The sequence below is a fragment of the Photobacterium sp. GB-72 genome (assembly GCF_003026095.1).
Lineage (GTDB): Bacteria > Pseudomonadota > Gammaproteobacteria > Enterobacterales > Vibrionaceae > Photobacterium.
In genome coordinates, this window is record NZ_PYNV01000003.1 from 228,504 (window position 1) to 244,590 (window position 16,087).

A 16,087-nucleotide genomic window follows, 5' to 3' on the forward strand; every position below is an offset into this window, starting at 1 on the left:
TGTTTCACCCTCAACAAATTAAAATGCTCACCTATTATTATGTTCTATAAGAGCTTGATATATTCAACATGATTGAAGCAAAAATTGAAAACTGGGGACTCAAACGTGTTGAGCGTTATTTACCCATAACTCAGGGTCTCTTTAAAACAATAAATGATAAAAAACTGTGTCAGTTATGTGTTGTGCTTTCTTTTTTTATTGGATTCATCACAACCTTTTTTATCGTTTCTTTCGAAATCTATTTAGAGTTACTCGGAGAAAACTGGTTAGCCTTAGATAACCTACTTAGACTCGTTGTTATTAACATTGTCTTTATCAGCTTAGAATTATTTTTACTATTTGAGGTTGGATTTATTACCACTGCAATTCTCATCAATCGTGCGTCAGCTAAATACCAGTTTTGTGACAGAATGAAAGCATCATTAGTGCGTGCGGTTATGGAGCTGTCAGAGCCCGTTGAGAATATTCATGGAATAAAACCTTATAAACAGTTTAGTAAATTTCGCTATATCAAAGTTGCCTTGTATACCGGTAAAGACATACTCAGTAATTTTATTATCAAGGCATTACTACAAAAATCACTATCACGTAGTAGCGTGCGTGTTTACATTCCGTTGGTTTCTACCTTAATTACGGGGTTTTGGGACGCATGGGTACAACAAAAAGCCCTTAGCGAAGTGCGATTACGTATTTCGGCACGCGTGTACGTACTTAACCAGTTAGCAGAACTTGAAGCTAAAGAGATGAGCCAAGCTTACATTATTGCTTTACTCCGTTTAATTGCGGTAAGACAGAGCTATAAACAAGAGTGTGATATCAATTTAGAGTTCTTCTATGAGCAACTTCATAAAAAGAAACAATGTGAAATAACAGAGCTTGAGTCTGTTGATTTGTTACTAGCAAGCGTAGATGCGTTAACGGTTAATGAAAAAGCAGAACTGACTGTTATGACCGAGTATTTGTTCTATTTCAGACGCTCACCGAATCGTATTGAAAAACAGTTATTGAGCAAACTTGGGGTACTTAAAGCGACCAAGCGCAACCCTCTACTTTGCTAAACACAGCACAATAAAAGCCGCCTTTCATATATTCCATGATTTAATATATTAAAGGCGGCTTTGCTTTTCATATGTCAACTAGATATCCGCACTCAAAAACAACCTGCAAACCATCAGATTCAAATTCTCAGAAAGCGTTGGGTATTTTCATGGATTAGTGTCGCCATTACATCCCGTGATAATTGATGATGCTCTGCTAATACGTCAATCACTTGATTGATCATATTTGGCTCCCCCTCCACACCATTGTATTTACACGGCGAATCAGACTCCACCAACAGCATATCAAGCGGAATTTTCTTAACAAACTCTAAGTAATGAGGATCGACAAAGATCCAAGGACTTACTGAAATGAAATGCGCTTGTTGATGAAGTAAGGCGAGGTCTTCGTCACTGCCTTCATACCAATGGAACAACGCCCCTTTGATTTGATAGGTATTTAAAATAGGCAGCGCATAATGAATATCATCTTCTACTACATGCAAATTGACAGGTAGTTCTAGCTCTGCTGCAATCTTAACAAAACGGGCTAAGCGTTCACTTCCCTGCTGTTTAATAAGGTGTTTTTCTTGCTCTGTTTTCTCGTCTAAGTAGAAAAAAGGAATGCCGATTTCACCAATACCAGATAATAAATGACGATGTTGGTATATCAGATCGATAACAGCTTGGATCTCTTGTTCACTGACATCTTTCTCAGGGTGAATACCAAGAAAGAGATAAATCTGCTCTGAATATTGTTGTTTTAAGCGTATCAACTCTAACGCACTTGCCTTGGTCATAGATACGGCACCTATTTTGCCGCTTTGCTTAAAAAACCGCTCCCTATCGACCGCTAATACACCTTCTAAATGGCAGTGAATATCAATTAACACAGTAGTATTCCAAATCGAGATAAGACAAACAATAAAAAATAATAACGCTTACTATTCAAAATCTTAACATAATTAAAGTTAGTCTCTAGCTTAATTAATCTTTTATTACGCATACTGCGTATACGATATAAATATAATTATTGGAGTTATATACATGTTTTCTTGGTTTAAAAATAATCCCGCTAAAAAATTAAAGAAACGCCACTCAATGCTACTTGAAGAAGCCATGCATGCTCAAAGGAATGGCGATATCAGAACCTATTCCCGCTTAACAGCAGAAGCTGATGAACTATTTCAGCAAATCAAGCACCTCAATCAATCTGAAACCTGAGCTTTGCATAAACGGCTTGTTAATTTCAGTAAAAAATAGCCTCCAATAACCTTTATACTCTATGAGTTAAAGCTATTGGAGGCTTTCTTGCTTAACTAAAAATAAGCTTATTTCGCTGCTGGCTGTACCTGCGCTGGTGTTGCATCTTTTAATTCAATTTTATGATTGGAAGGCACGGTTGTTTGCTGCGTAAGTTGCTGAAATTGTTTTTGCATTTCCATCATTTGCTGCTGTTGTTTTGCCATTAAGTTAGACATATTCATTTGCATACCCCCCATATCATTCCATGAGTTTGCAAATACATTATTCATTTCAATTTGTTGTTGCTGCAACTGTTTAAAGAATGCTTTATCTACTTTGGCGTTATCACCTTTGGATTGAAATTGAACAATCTCATAATTCATTGGGCCCTGTGGAGTCTGCACTGTCCCTTTAGTAACCGTTTTTTCACCACTATCGGTTTTTACCGTTTTTGTCGTTTGGTTTGGTTGTACATTAGCTGATGCACTATCTACATTCTTCAAATCAACTGTTTGAATCCAACCCGTTTGACCATTACTTGGATCACCGACTTTTGACCAACCCTCATTTTTATAGATAGTGATCAAAGGTACATCTGTTTTTATCGTTTCAATTACCTTAGCTGATACATTAGGCTCTTGATATAGCTTGATAGTTTCAGTGGTATTATTAGCAGCCCACACAGCAGTACTCATACATGCTACAGCGGCAATACCTGCAAATGCTAGAATAGAACGTTTCATAAAATATCCTCTATGCACAGTGACATAATTTAAAAGGTCAAAAATACTGGTTGACCACGCATAACCTGTAACAGATATATTATGTCTCTTAAATTAATCGAAGATGAACAAGACCTCAAATAATTAAATTCATTCAAGGTAAATTATTTTACAATTTTGCTTTCTTATTCTCATACATTTTTTATCTATAACATTCATTATCTTAATAAGTTCACCTTGATAACTTTCAGTACCATAAATAAATAGTCAGTCACTAAAAGCATAACTTATTTTTCATTAATAAAATTTATTATGTATTTAATTCCCAAGGCATTATTTTTTCAGTAATGAAAACAAATTCACTCCACCATAACGAATAGCTGAGCCCTCCGAATAAAAAGTTGAACACAACAATGAAGATGATTTTTTAATTAATTCATCACTTTTATATCGTTACGATTATAATTCGCATGCCCAAATCCATCTAAATCAATGATAATTAATATTTTTTTGTTAAACGATAGTTATTGATAAATCGCTTATTATATAAACCACTAAATTCACCAATTAATGAGATATGCTGATATTGCTTTTTCTCTCTATAAAGGCAAGTAATATCTTTTCAACTGTATAATAAAAAGTTTCTGTGTTTATAATTGCGTCAAATTCCATGATATCAAAATAGAGAGTATTATCCTTTTATTTTCATTCAGTAATCTTTGCTGTGAATCTTCACTCACATCAGTCGCTAAACTATGATGGTTAAGGTAAGTTATAAAATCGGATGAAAGAATATTATTCGACATCACTTCTTTATACGTCATACCTAATTAATCAACATTAATATGAAAAATCAGCTCATGCTTCAAGTTTTCATTGATAAAAACAATTTGATGTCCTTTATTTCGAACGCATAGAAAACCAGTTAAGACAGAAAAAAGATAATCAATATCGAAATTTACTAATATATTAATTGTGAATTTTTATTTATAAACGTTTGGTATAAATTACGATAGTGTTATTATAATGAATTATTAACATAAATTATCTATGCAATGGATTCGGTATGATAAAGAATGCAACGAATGCATCACAAGGGATGTTACTTTTTAAGCTGTCCACACTACAAAGCTTTGCGATTGGTACGCTTAAAGTCCGTGAAATCGTACCCTATACAAATTTAAGTGTTATCCCAAAATCTCACCCAACCGTACTTGGCACCACTACATTACGTGGCGACACTGTCCCTGTTATTGATATGGCCAAAGCAATTGGTTATCCCGCTATCAGTCTTGAAGAGCGCCAACGTTGCTTTATTATCATTACAGATTGTCGTCGTAAGTTAGTTGGATTTTTAGTCAGAGGTATTGAACGGATCACCGAGTGTAACTGGCAAAATATTGAAGCACCTCCCCAACATTTAGGTAGCGATATTTTTGTCACTGGTGTTATGCGCGATGCCGATAAGTTGATTCAACTACTAGATGTTGAATTGCTTCTCTCTAAAATATTTCCAGATGATCCTTCAACGTTATTGCCTACTCTTACCGATATTGAACGTGAGATTTTACGTCCGTTAAAAATCTTATTAGTTGATGACTCAGCCGTCGCCAGAAAACAATTAACTCAAGCACTTGATAGTATCAGTGTGCCCTACTTTGTTGCCAAAAATGGGCAAGATGCTTTTAATATGATGCAAACGGCTGCGCAAGCAAACGATCCGTTCCATATTTTGGTTAGTGATATCGAAATGCCAGGGTTAGATGGGTATGAGCTGGCATTCAATGTCAAAAACACCGATGCGCTCGTCTCAACCTATATTATTTTACACACCTCCCTTTCAAGTGAAATAAGTGTGTCTCAAGCACACCAAGTTGGTGCTCAAGAAGCACTGACAAAATTTGAAGCAAATGAATTAATACATGCGATGCTTCGGGGGGCGGAGCAGCATTTAGCATTAAGTAGCTAAAATGAAAAAAGCGAGAAATCACCCGTCATATTAGCGGTAATTTCTCGCTTTTATAATGTATTATTACATTAGATTAACGAATAAAACGGTTATAGATAAACAGAATAATAAATGCACCCAAGGTAGCGGTAATAATGCTACCAATGTTTACACCTGTTGCATGACCTAAACCAATAAATTTACCCACAAAACCACCAACAAATGCACCGCCAATACCCAATGCCATTGTTACAATCCAACCACCGCCATCTTTACCAGGCATTAAAAACTTTGCCAATGCACCAGCAATTAAACCAAGAATAATCCAAGATAAAATACCCATTAAGAGCCCCTATACTTTTAAAAATAGTAAATACTTATAATTGGTAAGTGTAGACAGGTATCGGCTAACGAAGTTCAATTCTTTGTCAGGAAGTTTATAAAATCATAAGAAACTTATATACCAAATATGATTAGATTAACTTTGAGGGCATAAGATCGTTTAAATTACTCTCACCTAAAATCACTCTTTTTATTCATTCACTATAGTGTAATATGCGCGCTATTCGATGACTATAGATAGATATTATAAGGCAATAATACATATGAAATACGATTGGATTCTTTTTGATGCTGATGAGACCCTGTTCTATTTTGATGCTTTTAAAGGGCTACAGCTCATGTTTTCTCGTTATGATATCGCCTTTAGTGACGCTGACTTCAAACAATATGAATTAATTAACCGCCCGCTATGGGTGCAATATCAAAATGGCGATATTTCAGCCAGTGAACTTCAGCAAACACGTTTTCGGGAGTGGGCAAAAAAACTAAAAACAACAGAACAACAGCTTAATGATGATTACATGCAAGCAATGGCTGATATTTGCGAAGTATTACCGGGGACAACATCACTGATTCGATCTCTTAATGGTCGAGTTAAATTAGGCATCATTACTAATGGCTTTACTGCACTGCAAAAAATCCGCTTAGAAAAAACAGGACTAGCCGATTATTTTGATCTGCTCGTTATTTCAGAGCAGGTCGGCGTCGCTAAACCCGATCGCCGTATATTTGATTATAGTCTTGAAAAAATGGGCAACCCTGCACCTACTTCTGTACTTATGGTCGGTGATAACCCGCAATCAGATATCTTAGGCGGTATCAATGCAGGTTTAGACACATGCTGGTTTAATCATCAAAATCAATTATTGCCAAATACTATAAAGCCAACCTATCAAGTTTCAACACTGGCTGAACTTGAAAAAATATTAGCTTAAAAACAACAGGTTAAATATAATAACGGATATGTATCGCGAATTTTTATTCTATATTCGCGATACATACATTATACATTCCGTATTAAATACGAATAATTACCGAATATCACTTTACAATCATCTTAAATAGCTTTAGTTTTAGGTCAATTATTTCATTCGAGCGCATCACTTATGTATTCAGTTAAGCACAACAATTTAGCAGTATCTTCTACTGTATTTGTTATGAATACTATTGCGCTTGTCTCTGTTGTCGTCGTCGTCAAATAACGCTGACGTTTAAGCTTATTCGTCAGTTACTATTGCTGGCGGATATGTTAACTCTCCTTTTTATCTTCCAGCCAAACTGACCATTCATGTAGAAGGTACGCCGTTTGAAGAGAAGAGAACTTGCCGCCATTGGATTTATGACTTTTGCCTTATTTTTAGGGGCAGGAAACCTTATTTTCCCCCCTATGATGGCACAACAAGCCGGTGAAAACTGGTTAATTGCCATAGTAGGCTTCCTACTAACCGCCGTTGGTTTACCCGCCTTAACACTGATCGTTTTAGGTCGACTGTCATCTGCAGATAAACTCACTGCCTCATTACCACATTGGATGGATCGTACTTTCTGGTTTTTAGTATTAACGACTCTGGGGCCAGCCTTTGTTCTACCTCGAGCGGTAACTGTGGCGTATGAAATGGGTGTTAAACCTTTCTACCACGGTAACGGGTTAATGCTGTTTTCAGTGCTATTTTGCTTATTAACCTTAATTTTGGCACTGAAGCCCGGTAAGTTAGTTAGCTATATTGGTAAAGTAATGACGCCTGCATTAATCGTGATGCTAGCGGTCTTAGTGATTGCCGCTTTGATTAACCCATTAGGCTCTCCGACAGATGCCATTGCTGTTTATAAAGCAGCACCGACGGTTAACGGTATGATCCAAGGTTATATGACATTAGATGCTATCGCAGCGGTCGCATTTGGTTGGGTGATTATTCAAACCATTCGTAGTACGGGTATTAGCTGTAATAAAGCGATTTCTTACTACACATTACGTATTGCTGGTATCTACGCATTACTGATGTCTTTGTGTTATTTAGCTATGGGTTATTTAGGTGCGACGTCCTCTTCGATTGCTCCCAACTCAACCAATGGCGGTGAAATTCTAACACGCTATGCTGCTGGTGAGTTTGGTACATTTGGACAAATTTTATTAGCAACTATCACTTTAATGGCTTGTTTAACCACAACTATTGGCTTAACCAATGCTAATAGCGAATACTACAAAAATACTTATAACATCCCTTTTAAAATCAGTGCTGTTGTGATCATGAGCTTAACAGCCATTATCTCTAATGTTGGCTTAGAAACGATTATTGAAGTCAGCCTACCTGCTATTTTGATTTTATGCCCTATCGCTGTATCACTCATCATCGCCATTATTTTTATGCCGAACACTGTGAGTAACGAAAAGCGTAAATTCTCGATGAGCCAAACACTGATCGTCATTATAGCCACGTTATTTGGCAGTATTGATGCACTAAACATTTTGGGTAAAATACCTTCCGCTATTCATCAAGATCTAACAGCATGGTTGCCTTTGTTTAATGCTCATGCGTCATGGCTACTCCCTGTTCTAGTAACCATTTGTATCAGTAAAGTGACCCATATTATTCAACGTAATCGAAATACAGTTGCTACCTACTGACACTAAAATTGAAGCTATGCCATTGGTATAGCTTCAATATCAGCGTTACCACTGCTTTCAATTATTATATCGAAGCATAAAAACACAAAATCTAGCACTAGAACTCACATATTTAACTATCAATATGATTTTATTTAGTTAATTGCTTTTACTTAGTCGCAATAAAACGCATACCATAAAAAAATCGTTTACAACTCTATATTTTCTTTATATGTTGTAAGCGTTAATTCAATCACAAAACAGAAGTTGTTAAGTTATGTATTCAGCACTTTGCGAACATAAAACACGAAAAAACTTAGCATCGAGCCAATTTACTAATTGGAGCGAGGCTTCTGTTGTTGATATAAAACATACAACACGAATTATTACCGCTATTATCCTAGTGATTATTCGCTAGGCTGGCGGGCAAGCTTCCGTCAGCCGAGCTGGCGGAGGATACTATCAAGTCAAATATCTTCTTTCAGCAAACCTGCGGAATACGATTTCAATCATGGACGTTTAACGCATTGCGCATTAATCGCGATGGTTGTCTATAACTTCAAAAATGCAGGAACTACATTTGAAAACACAAGACATCTTCGTACTCGGTCTCACAACATTTGCCCTCTTTCTTGGTGCAGGTAACTTGATCTTTCCACCAGCAATGGGATTAGATGCCGGGACTTCTCTGACCTCCGCAATGGCCGGATTTTTAATTACTGCCGTAGGCTTACCCGCATTTACTATTATTGTGCTAGGTCGAATTGGTAATACCAATAATTTAACCAAGGCTTTACCTAAGTGGCTAGGTACAACTTTTTGGGTATTACTTTTTACCGCTATTGGCCCTGCATTTGGTATGCCTCGCGCCGTTACTGTTGCTTATGAAATGGGTATTCAACCATTTTTTACTCATGACCATTTGGTTGCTTTTTCTATCATTTTTTCTGCCGCTACCCTATTTCTTGCATTTAAACCAGGAAACCTTGTGACTTACATTGGTAAGATCATGACGCCTGCACTGATTATTTTACTATGTGGATTAGGCTTAGCAGCATTTCTTAGCCCTCTCGGTACACCTGCTGCTCCATCTGGTGATTACCAAGTCGGTGCTGTTACAAGTGGTTTGATCCAAGGTTACATGACGATGGACGCCATTGCTGCTGTCGGTTTCGGCTGGGTGATCATTCATGCAATAAAAGCTAAGGGTGTTACAACACAACAAGGTATTGCATCAACTTCTATTAAAGTCGCATTAATTTACGCCACGTTAATGGCGTCTTGTTACATCATTATGGGCTACGTAGGCGCAACATCATCAACGATTGCTGAACATGGTGTTAATGGTAGCGTGATCTTAACTCGTTACGTTGCAGGTGAGTTTGGTCATTATGGTCAATGGTTATTAGCCGCTATTATCTTAATGGCATGTTTAACCACCACGGTGGGTTTAACCAATGCATGTGCTGAGTATTATCAAGATACGTTTAAAGCTTCGTTTGGTTTCACAGCAACAGTCATTGTTGTGCTAACAGGGGTTATCGCAAACTTTGGTTTAAACGATATTCTGAAAGTAAGTTTACCTGCCATCCTTGTACTTTGTCCGGTTGCCATCGCATTAGTATTAGCATCATTGGCGGCTTCAACATTTACCGTTTCACGCCTTACACACAGTGCGGTTCTGATCACAGCGACGCTTTTCGGTACTATTGATGCGATTAATATCTTAGGTAAGATGCCAAAAGATCTCGGTGACTTTTTCAGCGATGCATTACCGCTTTACAACGCACATGCAGGTTGGTTATTACCGTCTTTATTCATGTTAATTACGACGGCGATGATTGGGCGTACAGCAAGTGCAGAGAAAAAATTTGGGCGTGTTGACTACCGATTAAAAACGGCAAATAACGATTAATAAAAAACGGCGATATTGGGGTATCGCCGTTTTTTTACTGTTGTTTTTACTATACAAGCAAAAAGCTAGGCTTCACTTTAAGCGCTAGCAATGAAAGTATTACAATTCATTCCACATTGCGGCACCCGGCGCCCATACTTCCACTCTATTTTTCTCTAAATTACAACGAAAGTTAATATCACCACGATGTGCCGGCTTTATATGATCGACAAACACCCAGCCTCGATTACTTTCAGATTGATTATCAACATCATTAGCAATAATGGTTTCAGCAGTATATTGCGTTTTATTCGTTACCAAAATTTGGCACTGCTCGATATCATTGGTAGAAGGTGGAGTAAAAGGAGTTGCTGTCATATCACAGCCAGAAAGCAGTAGAGCAAGCAGTAAGATTTTAGTTTTCATCGTAGACTATTCATAGCATCAAAATGTGTCACTAATTGCAGGCGAAAAATGAATATCAACGATATGCCATTAGCGAAGTTGCGCGGAATTGTATAGATAAAAAAACAAATTGGTAGTGTTAATTAACCTCCATCATCATTCTTTTGAAGACAGTCACTCTCATAAAGCATTACGTTAATTCCTTGTAAAAATAACGCTTAACGAATACATATGATAATTTAACATTGCTGAAATTAATTATCGAAGTAATATGCTATTAAGAAGCTATTAAGAAGCTATTAAGCCACTGATAAAACAATGAAGAGTTGCCAATAAAAAGCCCAAATCATTAGCCATTGTGTCATGTCCTATCGAAAAAAAACAATCTAACGCAACTTGCTTAGTTGCATCAATTAGCAACAGGCTAATGAATATTGCACCTTATTCGAGATACACAATTTAGAGAATGTCTTTATTCATAGGAATGGCGTAAAGAATGATGATATTGGCGCTCAAACGAAAATGAGCAAAGCTTAATCATGCTACTTTTTGCTCTGTCTTTATAAACACTAAAAGTAGATCAAATGAAAAAATACTGGACACCACTAACACTCGTTTGTGCACTACTTGTGCTAACTTCTGGTTCTCTCCTATTTTTAGATATTAATTCGAAAAATATTGTTCTTATGCATGAATGGATTGGTATCTTAATGGTCATTGCCGTTCTCGGGCATGCTTTCTTATATAAGAACTCAATTATCAAGCACTTATCACGTAAGAATAACATTGTAATGATGGCGGCTATTTTGTTACTGGGTATCGCAATGATCCAAAGTGATAAAGAAGTCGAACAGTCTAACAATGTCTCTGTCGCCTTGTTTGATTCTATCGATAATGCTCCAATTACGTTGATGTCAGAGCTAACTCATCAACCCATTAATAACTTAGTAGATAAAATAAAATTGGCTGGTTTTACAATTGATAATCCTAAGCAGTCCATTGTACAAATAGCACAATTAAATCATCAGCAACCTGAAGACATCATTTCTGTTATTTATAAAAAGTAAGCAATAATGCCCTGTTTATCAGGGCTTCAATCAAAGCCGATACTTAACGTCACTGTGTTATTTAAAATTTAGAGTCACTATTTATATCATCGATAAAACGATGAAATGTTGCCAAGAAAAAATCCAAATCATTAGAAATAATATCATGTCCTGTTGCTGAAAATGCCAATCTAACGCAACCTTCTTTTTCTGCTTCTTGCTTAGCAACATCAACAATCAACTGACTAACAAACTCTGCGCCATCGCCTAAATAGGTATTATAAAAATTTAATACCGGCTTTTGGTGATAAGAAAAGTCCGTAAATTCCAGTTGAGTTACCTCCAGCAGCTCAGAGTCAACAACGGGATTTATTGGCTTTAAAAGAGAAAGTTCTTGCTGAACAAATTGCTTAATATCTTTTGGAAGGCGCGCTTCAATTTTCTCAAAAATAAAGCTAATTGGCGAATCAACAGCCACCAAGGCTTTAACTAAATCAGGGTATTTATAGTTAAAATATCGACCGTAAAGTCCACCCAAGGACGGACCAAGTAAGATGGCGTTTTTAATATCTAACTCTATAAGTAAACTATGCAACTCCTGAGATACAACCTCTGGTGTCCTTACCTTTGTATTGAGTGGACTTCTGCCATAACCACCTCGATTAAATAAAAGTACACTGTAACGCTTTGCTAACTCGTCTTGTAACCATCGGTTATCTTCAATGGTAACGTTAGCTCCCGTATTAATCACTACACAATCTTTAGCACTGTGATGCTTTATATAGCGATACTCAATACCTGTAGCACTTATCATCATCTCACCTCATTTCTTTAACTTGTAAACTATTGATGAAACGATTAGTTATAGCAAAATTAAACACAGAGGATGTGAATTGAGAGGAAGGTAAATAAGGGGCATTACATTTTAATGCATACTTTTGTGCGCATCTTTATAAAAAACCACAGGCACTTTTCATGAACCTGTGGTTTTAAATGTCTACTGAACCGTAATAACTATTGATGTTGTTGAAGTTGCTCAGTCAGCCAATTTAACCACGCATCCATCCCTTCACCCGTTTTAGCTGAAAGTTTTATGACCTGAATATTGGGATTCACTTTTCGTGCATTAGCAATACAATCTTCAATGTTGATATCAACATACGGCAATAGGTCGACCTTGTTGATCAGCATTAAGTCAGCGGCAGCAAACATATTAGGGTATTTAAGCGGCTTATCTTCCCCTTCAGTAACAGACAAAATCGCGACTTTGCATGCCTCACCTAAATCAAAACTCGCAGGGCACACCAAGTTACCGACATTTTCGATAAACAAGAAACCTGGCTCATTCATTGCTAATTGATGATAAGCATCGTGCACCATTTGTGCATCTAAATGGCAGCCTTTTCCTGTATTAACTTGAATAGCGGGCACTTGGGTAGCACGAATACGATCCGCATCGTTAGAGGTTTGCTGATCCCCTTCGATCACCGCACATGGATACTGCTGTTTTAGCTGCATCAGGGTTTCAGTAAGCAAGGTCGTTTTACCAGAGCCTGGGCTTGATACTAGATTCAGCACAAGCTGTTTATTGGCTTTGAAATGCTCGCGATTATGTTCAGCCAGTTTATTGTTGTTACCTAGAATATCCATCTCTAACGTCAGAAGTTGACGTTGAGAAACCCCAGCCACATGCACTTCAGCTTCGCCTTTACCGTAGTGCAAATCACCTTTATCTAAGGTTTCAGGCTGATGATGGTCATGGCTATCATGAGCATGGTTGTGATGTACGTGCGATGCATGGTCATGGTGAGAATGTTGATGATGTGGGTGGCTGTGTTCATGGTGCGATGTTGCAGGTAACGTGTAATGCACATGATGATGAACATCACCTTGATGATAGTAGTGATGATGGATCACAACAGGCTGTTCATTACTCGCTTTATGAACATTGGAGTGCGCGTGATCATGGTGATGGTCATTGTGATCACTATGCCCATGATGATCGTGGTGATGAGAACCATGATGATGGTGATCGACACCTTCTACATGGCTATCTCCGCAGCCGCATACATTACACATTACTCTACCTCAATATTTTTAATCATTAATTCGTCACCGGTTTCAACTTTAAGCTGATAACCTTGGCAATGAGGGCAGCAGACACCACGCTCATCCATTTCGATATAGCGCTGACACTCCATACACCAAACTTGAGCTTGTACAGACTCAATGGCTAACTTCGCGCCTTCTGCAATCGTTCCTCGTGTTGCAAATTCAAATCCTGTTGCCAATGCATGGGGCTCTATACACGATAATGTCCCAATCGATAATGTCACTCGAGTTACACGATGAAAGCCTTGCTTTTTCGCCTGTTCAACCACGGTATCTACCGTATTCATACTCAGTGATAATTCATGCATGACGAGATCTCTTCATTCTTATTTTTGATGTATGGCAAACCACAACTGACCTGCTGAAATAGATGCATCATTAGCAGGGAGTGATTCACCACAAAAAAGGGATAAACTGTGCGCGCTGGCTTTTTCAAACACTTCATCAACTAATACACGGTTTTGGAATACCCCACCGCCTAAAACAATCGGTAATGGCTTATACGTTTGTCCTATGGTGACGATGACGTTCGCAATGGCACTAATAAAACTGTGCGCCAAACAATTTCGCCATGCTGGGCGATAATCATCGGCAACTAAACTTAACAGTGGTAATGCATATTCCAAAAGTGGTTGCCAATCAATCACGCCATTAGCATCAACAGCAAAAGAAATAGGTTGATGGCATCGATCTTTCATTGCCGCTTGTTCGAGTTTCAACCCGCACTCACCTTCATAATCAACGCGATCAACTAAACCTAACAAACTTGCCCACGCATCAATTAAACGTCCCATCGATGAGGTATAAGGCGATTGACTACCTGTTAGCCATAATTGGTATAAATTATTGAAATAAATATCACTCCACGCTTTAAAGGCTGATAACTGCATCGCTTTAATCGCATCGACTGAGTAACATTCCAATAAAAGGGCAAACAACAAACGAGCTGGCTCTTTTATCGCTTTTTCGCCTCCAATTAAGCGAAATTGACGTAAATGTCCGACACGTTGATAACTTTGTGGCGTAGAAAGTAAGACTTCACCGCCCCACACGGTGTGATCGTCACCCCAGCCAGTCCCATCAAAGGTAAAACCTAAAACCTGCTCCGTTAAATTATGCTCAGCCATCACAGCTAATACATGGGCATGGTGGTGCTGCACCTTTAAAAGTGGTGTGACCAAATGGGCTTGGGTTTGGTATTTTTCAGCAAATTGAGAGGAATGATAATTAGGGTGTTTATCACACACCAACTGCTGTGGCTTAACATTATAAAGCGCTGTTAAATGGTTAACCGTTTCTTGATAACGTAACTCGGTATCGAGATCGTCTAAATCACCAATATAAGGGGATATTAGCCATTGCTGAGGTAATGCTAACCCTATGGTTGATTTTTGCTCAGCACCTAAAGCAACGGTGATGTTACCTGTACTTTGTTCACTACCTGTACCGAAATGACTCACAGGCGCATAGCCTCTTGCCATACGTAGCACACGGATCTTTCCGCCAGCATAATGTACCAAGCTATCATCGCACGCACTCACAATCGGACGATTATGATCTAAAACACCACTGATTTTCCCTGAAAATTGAGTACAGACTTGAGCTAACTCAGTGGCAATAGGCATACCTGATAAGTTCGCACTGGTCATAACAAGTGTACTTGTCGCATCGATTGCTTTTAATTCATCAAACAACAAATAATGCAATGGCGTATACGGCAGCATGATTCCAAGATACGGTACATTCGGAGCAACATTTTCAGCTAATACGCCATCTGTTCGTGTCACTTCTTCTGCCACAATATCTAACCGCTTATTCATAAGAACAATAGGTCTCGCTTGCGCTGCTAATGCTCTCCATTCCGCATCACAACCTGCAACGAATTGTTGAGCAATGTCATCACTTGCCGCCATGATGGCTAACGGTTTTGACTGCCGATGCTTAAGCTTACGTAAACTCGCCACTGTTTGTGCGTTAGTAGCATCACACACTAAATGAAAACCACCGATGCCTTTAACTGCAACAATTTCGCCGTCTTTAATCTGTTGCGCAAGCTGCTCAATCGCTGTTTGTTTGGTTGCAACAAGTGGTAATTCTGCGCTCGATTTTACTCGCTGCTGTGCATCATAAAGCGTTACCCAAGGGCCGCAGCAGTCACAACTAATGGGCTGAGCATGATAACGACGATCGACTGGATTTTGATATGCCTCGGCACAATCAGAACACAACGAAAAATCCTGCATACTGGTTGCTGCACGATCATAAGGTAGCGCTTTTATAATGCTGTAACGTGGACCGCAATGAGTACAGTTGGTAAATGGGTATTGAAAGTATCGAGAATCTGGATTGGAAATATCCCGCTTACAAGCATCACAAAGCCCTTGATCTGGTGAAATAGATACCGTTGTGCTTTCACCGCACTGACTTTGCTCTATATCAAAAGTATTCGGCTTTTCCAATTCAGACCATAGCGATAAAGTGCGAATTGCCACATCATCAATGCGACTTAAAGGAGGCGCTTGGTCAATTAACTGCGAAGTGAAAATAGCTAATGTATCAAGAGAGCCTTGCACATCAATTTTCACCCCTTCTGAATCATTGATCACCGAACCAACTAGCGCATGTTGTGTCGCTAGTTGGTAGACAAAGGGGCGGAAACCGACCCCCTGTACAATGCCGGTAATATGAATATATTGTCGTGCAATGTTGTCTGTCACGCTAACTGCCCTGA

At 38.3% G+C, this 16,087-nt stretch carries 15 protein-coding genes; 7 read left to right on the plus strand and 8 right to left on the minus strand.

All coding sequences use genetic code 11. From position 1 onward, the window contains the following. Positions 1-68 precede the first annotated feature (68 nt). Positions 69-1,058: a hypothetical protein gene (locus C9J40_RS06420; protein ID WP_107206711.1), complete on the plus strand. Its 990-nt coding sequence runs from the start codon at positions 69-71 to the stop codon at positions 1,056-1,058. Between the two features lie 119 nt (positions 1,059-1,177). Here the strand turns inward: C9J40_RS06420 and C9J40_RS06425 are convergent, their stop codons facing one another. After that, complete coding sequence (locus tag C9J40_RS06425) at positions 1,178-1,930, minus strand: TatD family hydrolase (protein ID WP_107246221.1); 753 nt, start codon at positions 1,928-1,930, stop codon at positions 1,178-1,180. 154 nt (positions 1,931-2,084) lie between these two features. Here C9J40_RS06425 and C9J40_RS06430 point away from each other — a divergent pair, with 154 nt between their 5' ends. Next, positions 2,085-2,261, plus strand: coding sequence for a DUF6435 family protein (locus C9J40_RS06430; RefSeq protein ID WP_006644842.1), 177 nt, complete (start codon positions 2,085-2,087; stop codon positions 2,259-2,261). Positions 2,262-2,368: 107 nt separating this feature from the next. On the opposite strand, the gene C9J40_RS06435 is transcribed toward C9J40_RS06430, so the two are convergent. Next, complete coding sequence (locus tag C9J40_RS06435) at positions 2,369-3,025, minus strand: SH3 domain-containing protein (RefSeq protein WP_107246223.1); 657 nt, start codon at positions 3,023-3,025, stop codon at positions 2,369-2,371. Between the two features lie 1,045 nt (positions 3,026-4,070). Between C9J40_RS06435 and C9J40_RS06440 the strand changes: the two genes are divergently transcribed. Next, on the plus strand, positions 4,071-4,973 hold the full coding sequence (locus tag C9J40_RS06440) for a chemotaxis protein (RefSeq protein ID WP_107246225.1): 903 nt from the start codon (positions 4,071-4,073) through the stop codon (positions 4,971-4,973). A 73-nt stretch (positions 4,974-5,046) separates the two neighbouring features. Here the strand turns inward: C9J40_RS06440 and C9J40_RS06445 are convergent, their stop codons facing one another. Continuing rightward, complete coding sequence (locus tag C9J40_RS06445) at positions 5,047-5,295, minus strand: GlsB/YeaQ/YmgE family stress response membrane protein (RefSeq protein WP_105062604.1); 249 nt, start codon at positions 5,293-5,295, stop codon at positions 5,047-5,049. Positions 5,296-5,557: 262 nt separating this feature from the next. Here C9J40_RS06445 and yjjG point away from each other — a divergent pair, with 262 nt between their 5' ends. The 3 genes from yjjG to brnQ (C9J40_RS06460) all read left to right on the plus strand — a co-directional run bounded on the left by yjjG (position 5,558) and on the right by brnQ (C9J40_RS06460) (position 9,814). Further along, the gene (gene yjjG / locus C9J40_RS06450) at positions 5,558-6,229 is read left to right on the plus strand and encodes a pyrimidine 5'-nucleotidase (protein ID WP_107246226.1); all 672 of its coding nucleotides are present in this window, start codon (positions 5,558-5,560) and stop codon (positions 6,227-6,229) included. A 371-nt stretch (positions 6,230-6,600) separates the two neighbouring features. Beyond that, a complete protein-coding gene (brnQ, locus tag C9J40_RS06455; protein WP_107246227.1) occupies positions 6,601-7,920 on the plus strand; it encodes a branched-chain amino acid transport system II carrier protein in 1,320 nt (439 codons plus the stop codon). Between the two features lie 559 nt (positions 7,921-8,479). Then, positions 8,480-9,814: a branched-chain amino acid transport system II carrier protein gene (gene brnQ / locus C9J40_RS06460; protein WP_107246229.1), complete on the plus strand. Its 1,335-nt coding sequence runs from the start codon at positions 8,480-8,482 to the stop codon at positions 9,812-9,814. A 99-nt stretch (positions 9,815-9,913) separates the two neighbouring features. Here the strand turns inward: brnQ (C9J40_RS06460) and C9J40_RS06465 are convergent, their stop codons facing one another. Continuing rightward, on the minus strand, positions 9,914-10,219 hold the full coding sequence (locus C9J40_RS06465; protein WP_107206718.1) for a hypothetical protein: 306 nt from the start codon (positions 10,217-10,219) through the stop codon (positions 9,914-9,916). 563 nt (positions 10,220-10,782) lie between these two features. Between C9J40_RS06465 and C9J40_RS06470 the strand changes: the two genes are divergently transcribed. Next, entirely contained in the window at positions 10,783-11,265 is a 483-nt protein-coding gene (locus C9J40_RS06470; protein ID WP_107206719.1) for a hypothetical protein, read from the plus strand. A gap of 61 nt (positions 11,266-11,326) precedes the next feature. Here the strand turns inward: C9J40_RS06470 and C9J40_RS06475 are convergent, their stop codons facing one another. The 4 genes from C9J40_RS06475 to hypF all read right to left on the minus strand — a co-directional run bounded on the left by C9J40_RS06475 (position 11,327) and on the right by hypF (position 16,073). Beyond that, positions 11,327-12,061, minus strand: a complete 735-nt coding sequence (locus C9J40_RS06475) for an alpha/beta fold hydrolase (protein WP_107246230.1) — start codon at positions 12,059-12,061, stop codon at positions 11,327-11,329. Positions 12,062-12,258: 197 nt separating this feature from the next. After that, positions 12,259-13,323 (minus strand): hydrogenase nickel incorporation protein HypB, encoded by a 1,065-nt coding sequence (gene hypB, locus C9J40_RS06480; protein ID WP_107246232.1) that lies wholly within the window; start codon positions 13,321-13,323, stop codon positions 12,259-12,261. After that, on the minus strand, positions 13,323-13,664 hold the full coding sequence (gene hypA / locus C9J40_RS06485; RefSeq protein ID WP_045128683.1) for a hydrogenase maturation nickel metallochaperone HypA: 342 nt from the start codon (positions 13,662-13,664) through the stop codon (positions 13,323-13,325). Before hypA ends, hypB begins: the two co-directional genes overlap by 1 nt. Positions 13,665-13,682: 18 nt before the next feature. Continuing rightward, positions 13,683-16,073, minus strand: a complete 2,391-nt coding sequence (gene hypF / locus C9J40_RS06490; protein WP_107246233.1) for a carbamoyltransferase HypF — start codon at positions 16,071-16,073, stop codon at positions 13,683-13,685. Between the last annotated feature and the right edge of the window lie 14 nt (positions 16,074-16,087).